General features: G+C 53.1%; 13 protein-coding genes. 6 read left to right on the plus strand and 7 right to left on the minus strand.

Annotated features, from left to right (window positions below; genetic code table 11):
- Positions 1-65: 65 nt before the first annotated feature.
- Entirely contained in the window at positions 66-3,095 is a 3,030-nt protein-coding gene (locus tag VFA09_02960) for a tetratricopeptide repeat protein (GenBank protein ID HZU66214.1), read from the minus strand.
- A 192-nt stretch (positions 3,096-3,287) separates the two neighbouring features.
- Between VFA09_02960 and VFA09_02965 the strand changes: the two genes are divergently transcribed.
- Positions 3,288-3,506, plus strand: coding sequence for an SDR family oxidoreductase (locus tag VFA09_02965; GenBank protein ID HZU66215.1), 219 nt, complete (start codon positions 3,288-3,290; stop codon positions 3,504-3,506).
- 56 nt (positions 3,507-3,562) lie between these two features.
- On the opposite strand, the gene VFA09_02970 is transcribed toward VFA09_02965, so the two are convergent.
- A complete protein-coding gene (locus tag VFA09_02970) occupies positions 3,563-3,760 on the minus strand; it encodes a hypothetical protein (GenBank protein HZU66216.1) in 198 nt (65 codons plus the stop codon).
- A gap of 204 nt (positions 3,761-3,964) precedes the next feature.
- Here VFA09_02970 and VFA09_02975 point away from each other — a divergent pair, with 204 nt between their 5' ends.
- A complete protein-coding gene (locus tag VFA09_02975; GenBank protein HZU66217.1) occupies positions 3,965-4,096 on the plus strand; it encodes a hypothetical protein in 132 nt (43 codons plus the stop codon).
- Here the strand turns inward: VFA09_02975 and VFA09_02980 are convergent.
- The 5 genes from VFA09_02980 to VFA09_03000 all read right to left on the minus strand — a co-directional run bounded on the left by VFA09_02980 (position 4,069) and on the right by VFA09_03000 (position 7,723).
- Positions 4,069-4,932, minus strand: coding sequence for a GNAT family N-acetyltransferase (locus tag VFA09_02980; GenBank protein HZU66218.1), 864 nt, complete (start codon positions 4,930-4,932; stop codon positions 4,069-4,071). The genes VFA09_02975 and VFA09_02980 overlap by 28 nt on opposite strands.
- 188 nt (positions 4,933-5,120) lie before the next feature.
- On the minus strand, positions 5,121-5,567 hold the full coding sequence (locus VFA09_02985) for a hypothetical protein (protein HZU66219.1): 447 nt from the start codon (positions 5,565-5,567) through the stop codon (positions 5,121-5,123).
- 205 nt (positions 5,568-5,772) lie between these two features.
- Positions 5,773-6,624 (minus strand): LLM class flavin-dependent oxidoreductase, encoded by an 852-nt coding sequence (locus VFA09_02990; protein HZU66220.1) that lies wholly within the window; start codon positions 6,622-6,624, stop codon positions 5,773-5,775.
- Positions 6,625-6,814: 190 nt separating this feature from the next.
- A complete protein-coding gene (locus tag VFA09_02995) occupies positions 6,815-6,994 on the minus strand; it encodes a hypothetical protein (protein ID HZU66221.1) in 180 nt (59 codons plus the stop codon).
- Positions 6,995-7,150: 156 nt separating this feature from the next.
- Complete coding sequence (locus VFA09_03000) at positions 7,151-7,723, minus strand: ATP-binding protein (GenBank protein ID HZU66222.1); 573 nt, start codon at positions 7,721-7,723, stop codon at positions 7,151-7,153.
- Between the two features lie 260 nt (positions 7,724-7,983).
- On the opposite strand from VFA09_03000, the gene VFA09_03005 reads away from it, so the two are divergent.
- From VFA09_03005 to VFA09_03020, 4 genes are all read left to right on the plus strand, one after another.
- On the plus strand, positions 7,984-8,238 hold the full coding sequence (locus tag VFA09_03005) for a hypothetical protein (protein HZU66223.1): 255 nt from the start codon (positions 7,984-7,986) through the stop codon (positions 8,236-8,238).
- A gap of 274 nt (positions 8,239-8,512) precedes the next feature.
- Positions 8,513-9,841: a histidine--tRNA ligase gene (gene hisS / locus VFA09_03010; protein ID HZU66224.1), complete on the plus strand. Its 1,329-nt coding sequence runs from the start codon at positions 8,513-8,515 to the stop codon at positions 9,839-9,841.
- A 113-nt stretch (positions 9,842-9,954) separates the two neighbouring features.
- Positions 9,955-10,872, plus strand: a complete 918-nt coding sequence (locus tag VFA09_03015; GenBank protein HZU66225.1) for an intradiol ring-cleavage dioxygenase — start codon at positions 9,955-9,957, stop codon at positions 10,870-10,872.
- A 298-nt stretch (positions 10,873-11,170) separates the two neighbouring features.
- On the plus strand, positions 11,171-11,614 hold the full coding sequence (locus VFA09_03020) for a type II 3-dehydroquinate dehydratase (protein HZU66226.1): 444 nt from the start codon (positions 11,171-11,173) through the stop codon (positions 11,612-11,614).

Consider the following 11,614-nt stretch of genomic DNA (forward strand, 5'->3'; position numbering starts at 1 on the left):
ACGAGTGTTGGTGGCCATTGGAGACGAACTGAGAGATTGCGCTAGAACTACAAAGACTTCCAGTATCACACGAGCTTATGCTCGATGGCATAGCGCGTTGCCGCGCTGCGCGAGGTAACACCCAGCTTGCTATAGATGGAGCGTACATGGGTATTAACCGTCAGCAGACTGATGACGAGTTGTGCCGCAATCTGAGCGCTGGTCAGGCCCGCTGATAGCAATTGCAGCACCTCAACTTCACGGGTCGTCAAGTCGTTGGGGTAGGTCGGCGAAAGTGACGATTTTATAACAGCAGGGGATTGCGGAACAGTCGAAATCAAACCGGTAGGAATAGTAATGCGCTCTAGTAGAGCAAAAGTTTGCTCTAGCGTCATGGAACATCCCTCAGCCCAGGCGCTAGCAAAGGTCTTTTCACCAAGGAGGACGCGAGCAGTTGTGACCAGGCGTTCATAATGAGCATGCTCAACAAGCGAGATGGGCACACCAACGGCGCTACGTTGGGTTTCCACCATTCCCCAGACCCGTGCTGCCAACAAAGGCTCTCCTTGTGCGGCAGCCACGCCTGCCAGGCCATTCAGACAAGCAATCACGCCTACCGTGTTGTTTTCAACCTGGTACAGGGCCAGGCTCTCCTTGTAAATCGCCTTCGCGCGGTCGAGTTCACCAATCTGAAGTATCACATCCCCCAGGCTGCAAAGAGCAAGTGCAATCCCCCACTTATTGCCAAGTTCGCGGTACAAGGCTATACTCGTTTCTAAGGCTTCAGCGGCGTGGGCATAGCTGCCTCGATCACGTTCTACCTCGCCTAGATTGTTGAGAGCAAGAGCAATCCCTCGAGTATCCTCCAGCTCACGGAAGAGTTGGAGACTCTCTTCCACAAGCTGTGACGCTCGTGCAGCGTCCCCTTGCTTGAGAGCTAAGTCTCCCAGGTTCACGAGGGATTGCGCGATGCCATGTTTGTTGCCACTCTCGCGCTTGATCGCCAGGCTTTCCTCGCCTAGCTCCAGCGCTCGCTTGTAGTTTCCCCGCTCCTGGGCGATGGCTGCCAGGTTATTGAGCGCGGCTGCAATGCCTCTTTTATTATTCAGTTCCCGTTGCAAGCTGAGCGACTCCTCATAGAGCGTGGCCGAGTATGCATAATTCCCCTGCAATTTGGCGACGATGCCCCGAGTATTGAGTGCGGCAGCTCTCCCCCGTTTGTCTCCCAGTTCCTGGAACAACCCCATACTCTCCTCTACCAGGAGCGCGGCTTGCCCATAGTCACCTAGCTCCGTTACCAACATACTCGCGCTGTTGAGTGCCTTTGCCCGTATATCTGTGGATACAGGATTGCCGCCACTGCTGTCGCAGGATAGCAGTTCTTCCAGCCAGGTACGTCCCTCGTTCAGATAGCCGCGCATATACCAGAAGATCCCCAGTGCTCCTGCCAACCGCAATCCCAATGCGATCTTTCTGTTGTCTCGCGCCCATTTGAGTGCAGCTCGCAGGTTCTCAACCTCTCGTTGCAACAGAACCAGCCACTCCTGCTGTTGTCCGCTGCGTAGTTCCTGCTCGGATCTCTCTGCAAGGGTCAGGTAATACGCTGCGTGTGCCTGTTGGGATTCCTCCATCTCCCCACTTTCGGCGAGGGCCTCCAACCCATATTCATGGATCGTTTCCAGCATCATTAAGCGGGATTCGCCATCTGTTTGCTCCTGTTGATACAGCAAATGGTTGTTGAGCAGGGATGTGACTCCATCCAACACTTGTGTTTTCCTCTCACCAAGAGTATGTGCGATTGCTTCAATGGCTTCGAGCGTGCATCCGCCGGCAAAGAGGGAGAGCCAGCGAAAGAGGTATTGTTCATCTGGATCGAGCAGGTCGTAGCTCCACTGGAGAGTGTTGCGTAAGGTCTGCTGGCGTTCGGGCAGGTCGTCTGCTCCTCCTGTCAACACCTGAAGCCGGTGTTCCAATCGCTCCAGCAGCTTCTGTGGGGAGAACAGCCGAATGCGTGCGGCGGCCAACTCAATGGCCAGCGGCAGTCCATCCAGTTGCACGCATACTTCTGCAATGAAAATAGCGTTGATGTCGTTGATCTCGAAGCCATTCTTGATGGCCTGCGCTCGTTGGACGAAGAGCGCTACCGACTCATTTTGTGATAAGACCTCGCTGTTTGGAAGGTGTTTGAGGTCAGGAAGTGCCAGTGGGGGTACGAAGAACTCATATGCGCCACGAACATGCAAGAGCGCGCGACTGGTGACGAGTGCCTTCAGATGCGGGCACGTTTGCAACAATTCAACGAGAGGCGCAGCCGCCTCCGCCACCTGCTCGAAGTTATCGAGGAAGAGCAGCAGGTGTTTGTCTTGCAGGTATGTTTTCAGTTGTTCGAGAGGAGATTGATCTGCTTTTTCCGTCAGTCCAAGTGCCTGAGCAATGGCAGGCATAACGAGATTCGGGTCGCTTAGGGGAGCAAGCGAGACGAAACAGATGCCATTGGCAAAGTTCTCACCCAGTTCATGTGCCATCTGCAAACCCAGGCGCGTTTTACCAACGCCTCCCGTACCCGTAAGTGTAAGCAGGCACACACCTGGGCGTCGTAGGAGCATACAGGCGACGGTAGTCTCCCGGTCCCGCCCAACGAGAGATGTAAGCTGCACAGGGAGGTTGAAGAAATAAACTTTCGCGCCTATCGGTGCTTGATCATGCTGCGTTGATCGCGAGAGGGCAACAGAGGACAGCAGAGGAGGATTATTACCTTTGAGAGCAGCGCCTGCATCCCTCTGTGGGTCGTCGGCGAGGTTGCCCTTGCCGGTTAGTACTGCGGCGGCTGCATGTAGATGCTCGATGGTCAAGGTCTCCGACTTGCCGAGATAGGCTTTGCTCAGCTTCCCCTCGTACTTTCGATAGGCATACCAGTACCAGCCCTGACGCTGTCGCTCCTTTCGAGCAGTAAACGTGCCTAGATGGTTCCTGAACGAAAAGGAATGATTCTGTTCATCCGTCAACCAGGTATACCAGGCAGCCGAGCCCACGAGCACAGGAGATAGCCTGTTCTCTGCTCCATCGAGCAAGAATAAGCTGCCATCGGATACTAACGGAATTTGAGTACGTGCCATCGTGTAGCCTTTGAGTAGGGGACGCACCACGCAAAACGAGTTACCTAACGTATCACAGTGTACCACACGTTGGGTAACTCGTCGAGATTGACCTTGTGGTGTTGTCAGACTGGTTGTGCGTTCCTCTCTATGCCACATTGTGTATGGTAAGCAACAACCGCAAGCGATCTAAGCGTGTGGACGATGCGCTAAATGGAACTTCGTGTGAATGCCGTCGCGCCTGGCATGTTCCGCACGCGCATGACCGAGGCGATTATCGAGTGCGGCGAGGAGATTTATAATGCGACGACGCCCATGTATCGCATTGGCAGACCTGGGGAGGTTGCGCCCGCGGTTTTGTTCCTGGCATCGGAGGGAGCGAGTTACATTACGGGACAGGTGATGGCGATTGATGGAGGGAGAACGGCGTAGTAAAGGAGAAAAAATAGTAAGGGAACGGGGCCATTCGCATTCCCTGTCATTTGTTGTCAGTTGTACTGCGCCTTGTTCTGGCGTTCGTGTGGCTTGCTACTGTTAAGAAGCAGCTCGACAAATTCCTTCATGACTTCGCTGTCAGATGAAGCGCGCATCTGCGCCAGGCGCAGGTAATAGTCTGCCTGCTCTCCCGTCAGAGAGACAGTATATTCAACACCATTCTTGCCGATAATGGTGATTAGCTTTGCCATAACACCCCTCCTTTCTCTTGTAATGTAATTGATTTTTCAGGCAATCCACTTTTTTGTACCCATTAATAACAGGTATTATCGTGCAATATCTCGCACTACTATGATGATAGCACGAAAAATCAGGCAAAGTCAATGGTATTCACGCCAAAACAATAAGAAACACGCAATTTCAGGAAAAAGACTATACAGGAAGGAATGTCTTGTATGCTGGCTAGCTCTGATGATGAATTTTTACCATCAAAACCGGCAATCCTGGTAGCGCGTGACCGTGTCATTCTGAGCGCAGCAAAGAATGACACGGTCACGCGCTACCAGGATTGCCGGTTTTGGTCATGAAACTTCGTCATCAGAGGAGTTTCAGGTTGCCAGCAGTAGGCATCGAGGGTGCAGTAGGAGGTGAAGCCGAGCCGGCGGTAAACCGGCTCGCCCATGGGCGAGGCTTGCAGGACGGCAATGCGGTATCCCATTGCGCGGGCGTCAAGCAGAGGGACGTAGGTGATAGCGGCACCGATGCCCTGTCGCCGGGCAGATGGGATGGTACAGACCTCGCAGAGGCCCGCGACACGGGGATCGCAATATAAGGCGGAAGCGGCGACCGGCTCTCCATGGAGGCGGGCCAGGTAAAACGGGCCGATTGGGTGCTGTTGGGGAGGCACGCACGTCACGAGCCGGCTGTAGCTGGCCAGATCCTCCTCATTCAGATCAAAGCCAGGGCCAAAGGCGCGCAGCCAGTCTTGCATAGTTTTCTCGTCTTCGACTCGCTCGATAGTGAGGTCGGTGGGCGTCGAGGGCGGCTCTTTGAGATTGTGGAGATCGATGGCCATGCCGGTATCTTGCCATCCGAGCGTGAGTCCCAGAGTCTGGAGGCGCTGAATCAGGTCGCGCGGGCGAGTTGATGGCATGACCCACCAGCTCATGCGCTGGTGACGGGCTTGAAAGAAGGCGAGGGTTGCCTTGATGGTCGCATCGGGATCAGAGGTGGTGATAGCGGTGCGGATCACGCTATTGTAGTAGCTAAGCAGAGTCCCCGTATAGAGCCAGGTCAGTTCTGGCTCCTCATGAACTTGCCCGCCGGAGGCGCGTACATAAGCTGAGGTATAGCCAATAAAGTTCTGTTCGATGGCATCAATAATCGCCGGGGGCGTGAAGTCTTGCAGAATTTGTTCGGCCATTGTTTTCTCCATCGCATCTATTGCTCTTCTTACTTATATGAGCTAATGCCAGTTCTTTTCTTGCAGAAATATCTTATGCCAGACCTCTGATAGTTGCAAGGGAGAGGTAGAGGCGTTGCACGAATAAATTCCGTTGAAAACAAAAGCGGCCGGACAATAGAAGGTGCCCGGCCGCCGCTGGTGTTTGCTTACTGCTCCATTGGAGGCATTTGCTCAGGATATTCTGTTTGAGACTGATTGGGCTGGTAACCCTGGTAGGGCTGTTGTGGCTGCCCTGGTTGTGCCGGCGGCTGATAGTAGGGCTGTTGTGGCTGGTAGTATGGCGTTTGCTGCGCCTGCGGTGGCTGGTAGTATGGCGTCTGCTGTGAGCGCGAGTTGTACCGCTGCTGCCACTGATTGGCCGATCCTCTCATCGACTTCCAGGCTGCGTCAGTGCTTCCGAGTGTGATTGCCCGGTAGATGAACACGACCAGCGCGACTAAGAGCAGGATGCCGATGATGGTGAACAGCCCATGCAACAGCCAGAAAATCAAGCCAATACCCAATGGGAAGCTCAACGGAAACCCTATCGGGATGATATGTGGGAAAAATCGTATACCCCTGCGGGTACGATATGGTGGATATCTATTTGACATGCTAATAGCTCCTTCTCATAGGCGTGTTATGAATATTGCACGCTGCGTGTGTTTTCAGTGTTTTGGCTAAGTTTTAAAAACACTTACCAGAAACATTTATCTATGTAGTATACGGTGATAATGGTTCAGGGTTGTTTTTTGTGTTCGAGCGAAAGGTGATCACAAAGGTTGGGGAGACTGGAGGGCGACCACAAGGGTACGCCCCCTACTCTATACGCGGAGGTCCTTGCCGGATGCGTAATTCTACATCTTCCTTGCTTACGTTTCCCCATCGTGCTTCCATCCACCAGGTCGCGCCTGCCTCGGCCCATGGCCGGACAATTGAGGCGGCCTGTTCGCGGTCGTCTCCGGGAGTTTCACCCTCGCAGATGATATCGAAAGGTGTTGTGAGCGAGCGATTTTCATCTATAAAAGCTTTCATGGCCCGGATATCATCAGGTGTCATCGGATGATTAGCCGCGTCCTTTTTGGTTGGTAGCAGGCCATCCCAGCGCAGGACGCGCCGCATAGATTTCATGCTCGGCCACGCCCCAACGACCCAGATTGGAATGCGAGGCGATTGTATGGGAGCTGGCAGTAACGTCATTTGCTGCACGTGGTAGTGTTCACCATCGTAGCTGAATGGTTTTCCACTCCATAAACCATTGAGAATATCCAGGCTTTCGTCAAGTATCTGCGCTCGTGTTTTGAGATCCATCTCTTCCCCAACTTTGTAGAACCCGGCATCATCTCCTGCCGCACCTGATCCAACCGGCAGGATGAGCCGCCCGTTAGAGAGACGATCAAGCGTGACCGTCTCACGCGCCAGCTTCCAGGGGCGGCGACGCGAAGGCGGTGTCAACATCGTACCGAAGCGGATGTGTTCGGTGCGCGCTGCTATGACGCCCAACAAAATCCAGGGATCATATGCCGGCAATGGACCTGTGCTTTCTGTGTCAATAGCGATGCAGTCGGGAATAAAAACGCCGTCCCAGCCCGCTGCTTCCGCCTCGACCGCTAATTGGGGAATACTGTGCGTATCGCCGTCAGGAATGATGAAACCGTACTTCATCTGCATAACCTTTCCTTTTGAACGTCATTTGGAGAGAGCGTATGAAGTATACAATCTACTTCATGTCATCTACTGTCATATTTCTTACAGAACTGAAACGGGGCTAACACGTTCCTGAATCAGACCTGAATCTTCAATAAAAAACGGGGTACCCAGAAAGGCACCCCGTTTCTGAAAACTTGCAGATCGCAAATAGTTACTTTTCAGGACTACCAAGTATGCGACGCACTCCCAAAAATGCACCTCCGGCCACCAATGCCAGCACTACCGGCGCAATCACCCAGAACTTCCAACCTCTGCCCCGCTTAGTGGTCTCGTAGGCCGCATCCAACCCTTCTGCGGTCTTCGTTTCGGTATCGACTACAGTTTTTGCCATACAAATACACCTTTCCTTTTTGTGTGATAGCCCCTTGGGACTCCGAAAGGCTTCCCTCCTGGGCATCGCTTTATTTCTTCCCCCGCAACACGTGCTAGAGGTTCATCCAACTTTATTATACAGACGGCCTCACAATGATTGTGTTATCAGGATAGCCTACATGCATGATTGATCAGAGGTTTGCTGCTCCGATTGGTACACTTGCTGCCGGTGCAGTTCATGGATAGCGTGCATGACGGTGGCCAGTGATTCATCGAGTGGTTTCGTGGTATCGATGATGCACCCTCCATCATCAAACTCCTCAAAGCGTGGTTTCCAGCGTTCCCATTCTTCCCACGAGGTAATCTGGAATTCGGAAACCATCCCCTTGCGGCCCTCGAGTCGTCGTTTCTGTACGTCCGGGGGACACTGGCAATGCACAACCAGCAAGGGGGTATGGAATTCCCGCGCCAGTTGTTGCGCCTGTTCAAATGTTGTGCGATAGGTGAGGGGAGTATCGACCACAACGCTCAGACCCAGCCCCAGTTGTTCGCGTGTCAACGCAAACATCAGCTTGTAGGAAAATTGGCCGACGTGAGGCAGATTGCCAAAAACATCCACTGCCACCTGGCGTAAAATATCTCTATCAATCAACGGAGCGTGCAATGATGCCGCGAGAAGTCGCGCAATCGTACTCTTGCCGGTACCTGGATAGCCGCGCATTAAGATAAATGTACTTGCAGTTTGCACTGTTACGGTCTTTCTTCTGTCTCCCATCGTTTTGCCCAGGCAATTCAGGTGGAATCTTTTACCTGATGGCGGTGTCCATTCTCCGGCTTGCGCCGAAAGGAACTGTCCCCAGTATAGTCATATTTCTGCGGCTTGTCTAGCGTCTTTGAACTGATTGTACTACTCTTTCCTCATCTTGACGCCGGGCACTTCTCGCGCTATTATCCCCTATACAAATGAGTTGCAAGCATAAATAGCTGGAGATAGAGGAACTTCGTTGTATGATGAAGCAGTTGCGTGGGCGTAACCTCGCGCATCCAGGATGCCTGATCGGGGTGACGGCGGGCTTAACTTTTGGCATTATACTCGGTGGCATTTTAGCTGCCTCTTTCAATGTCGCTCTCAATGTGGATTTGCTGGTCTGGCTTGGTCTTACTGTCGTGCTTGGCGGCGCCGGTTGGATTACCGGGAGTCGCCTTTCATCGCGATTCCCGGCGCTGGAAGAGGAGACAGTGGGAGAGCGTAACGAGGGGTAAATGCGCTTGACTCTCCCGGCCTGCTCTGCTACAATGGTGGAAAGATGCATGTGAGGCGTTATTTTCTATTGAGATCAGTTCTACCGGCAGCATTTTTGGAAGAATTGAGTAACATAATGAGCGTTATCGTTCGCCTGAACAGCCAGCATCATGCTCACGCGTGCTCCGCTCAAGGAGTACCCTGAGTTGCTGGGTTTTTTAGGATAACGATCCTTGAGCGTGGAACAAAAAGTGTCCACGCTTTTTTATTGTTTTGAGAAGGAGAAAAGGAATTATGGCTAAGAAAGTGGCGGCGTCTTTGCCGCGTGGGATGCGAGACATCTTGCCGGAGCGTATGATCCGACGCAATTACGTGATCGATGTGATTCGCGGTATTTTCGAGGAATTTGGCTTTGAACCGCTGCAAACCCCTGCCATCGAGCTGGCCGAGACGTTGATGGGCAAGTACGGGCCGGATGCGGAGCGACTCATCTATAATGCCAGCTATGGCGAAGGGAAGGACAAGCTAGCGCTGCGCTATGACCTTTCGGTGCCACTCAGCCGCGTGGTCGCCATGTATTCTGAGCTGCCCAAGCCGTTCAAGCGCTATCAAATTGCTCCCGTCTGGCGAGCTGAGCGCCCGCAGAAGGGACGCTATCGCGAATTTTACCAGTGCGATGTCGATACTGTGGGCAGCACCAGTATGCTGGCCGATGCCGAGAACGTCAACATCATCTACGAAGTATTGCAGCGTTTGGGCTTCAAAAAATTTGTCGTCAATATCAATGATCGCAAGGTGCTGACGGGCATTGGCCAGTTTTCCGGTGTTCCCGGCGAACTGCTCGGCGGGCTGTATCGCTCGATAGACAAGCTGGAGAAGATCGGCCTGGATGGTGTCAGGAACGAACTGCGCAGGAACGAGATTCCTGATGATGTGATCGAAAAAATGCTTGACCTCCTGCAGATCGAGGGAGAAAATGAAGAGGTGCTGGCTGCCTTGCGCGACAGGTTAGGAAATTATCCTATCGCCATGGAAGGTATCAACGAGCTTGGGGAAGTCATTCGCTCCTTGAAGGCCTTGAATATCCCGCCGGAGTTTTATAAAGTGAAGTTCGCGATGGTGCGAGGACTGGAATATTATACCGGCCCTATCTACGAGACCACCATAGAAGAGCCTAGAATGCCGAGCATTACAGGCGGCGGTCGCTATGATGAACTGATCGGCCTGTTCTCGGATACCAGCTTTCCCGCCACCGGCACGACGATTGGCATCGAGCGCATCATCGATGCTATGGAAGAGTTGAACATGTTCCCGGCGGAAGTTGGCAGGACGGTGGTGCAGGTGCTGGTCACGCTTTTCGACGCAAGCCTGGCAGACGCATCGCTGCAAATGGCTAATACGCTGCGCGCAGGTGGATTGAGAACCGAAATGTACTTCGATCCTGACTCACTCGGCACGCAGTTGCGCTACGCAGGAAAAAAGGGCATCCCTTTCGCGGTGATTCTCGGTCCCGACGAACTGGCCGCCAACCAGGTCACCATACGCGACCTTGATAAAAAAGAACAGCAAGCGGTCAATCGCGGTGATGCCGTCGCTTTTATCCAGCAGCGACTTGGAATTTGAGACTTGAGCAAATTTATGGGTGGGCTAAACCATCTGAATTGTCCTTAAAAAAGCAGGGGATGGCAATGGTTGGCGAGGCAGCAATATAATGGCAGCAGAGAGGAGAAGGAGCCATGGATCAACAGGAGAACAAGAAACTGCATGCGACGCATGACCTGGCAGACGAGAACCTCACGCAGGTCGTACTCGCGAGTTTCGCGCACAGTAAGTCAGAGCGTTTTCAGCAGATCGTAGAAAGCCTTGTCAGGCACCTGCACGCATTCGTCACTGAAGTGCAGCTGACCGAAGACGAATGGTTCAAAGGCATCGACTTCCTGACGCGTACCGGCCACATCACCAGCGACAAACGCCAGGAGTTCGTCTTGCTTTCAGATGTCCTGGGCGTTTCGATGCAGGTAATCGGAATCAATCACAGGAAGCCTTCTGGCGCGACCGAATCAACGGTTTTCGGCCCTTTCTTTATCGAAAACTCGCCCCGTTACGCCAACGGCGACAACATCGCCAACGGCGCTCCCGGCGAACCCTGCTTTATAGAGGGCCGGGTGCTGTCCCTCACAGGCGAGCCAATACCTAATGCCCAGATCGAGGTCTGGCAAAGCGACTCCGATGGCTTCTATGATGTACAGATTGAGGGATTAACTGAAGCGCGTGGGCGCGGGCACCTGTACTCTGATGAAGAAGGCCGCTACTATTTCTGGACAGTCAAGCCGGTGGCCTATCCCATCCCTGACGATGGGCCGGTGGGAGACCTCTTAGACGCCGCTAATCGCAGTCCAATGCGCCCGGCGCACGTTCACTTTATGATCAAGGCTCCGGGCTACAAGACGCTGATTACACACATTTTTGAGGCGGGCGATCCATATCTTGACACGGATGCTGTTTTCGCCGTAAAGCGATCCCTGATCGCTCCTTTTGAGCGCCACGAGCCTGGCCTGGCGCCCGGTGGAGTGAAGATGGAGGTACCCTATTACACGATGCGCTACGACTTCGTGCTGGCCTCTGCCGGGGAGAAGGATGGTCGCGACCCCTGAAGCCCTATCACGGGAAAGATAGCAGGGTACTAACCCTGGCCTGTATCGATATAGGCGGTTGTTTCCTGCGAGAACTGTATTGCTCGCCAGCAATATGTTCGACGCCTTCTCGCACGCTACCTGCACGTGCCGGTGCAGAGCCTGCATAGGGAATCTGATTGCTCTTGCCTTCCGCGGCATCTCATGCTATATTTGGCTGGCACCGCTAGAAAAATATGCTTCATGTGAATGAAAGCAATCAAGCAACTGGTAAACTGGCACCCTACAGGATATACCCGGGAGGGGATGTAGAGCATCGATGAAAATCCTCGTCATTCATGGGCCAAACCTCAACCTGCTGGGCAAAAGAGACCCGGCAAAATATGGCACATTAACCATGGCCGAGATTAATGAACACCTGCAGGGTATCGCCGGCGAATTCGATTGCGAACTGGCATTTTTTCAATCCAATCACGAAGGTGCAATCATTGATTTTTTGCAACTCGAATCGTCTCGCGCGGCCGGTGGAGTGATTATTAATCCCGGCGCGCTGGTGCGCTACGGCTATAGCCTGCGGCAGGCATTGATTGACCTGGGAAAGCCGGTCATCGAAGTCCACATGTCCGATATCGCCAGAACGGGCGTCAATTCGGCGATCAACGTTCTTGAAGATGTACGACTTGATCAAATCGTTGGACGTAAAGAACACAGCTATTATGACGCGCTAAAAAAACTGATTCAATATTTGAGGACCCAGCAATAG

Source organism: Ktedonobacteraceae bacterium, assembly GCA_035653615.1.
In the GTDB taxonomy this organism is placed as follows: Bacteria; Chloroflexota; Ktedonobacteria; order Ktedonobacterales; family Ktedonobacteraceae; genus DASRBN01.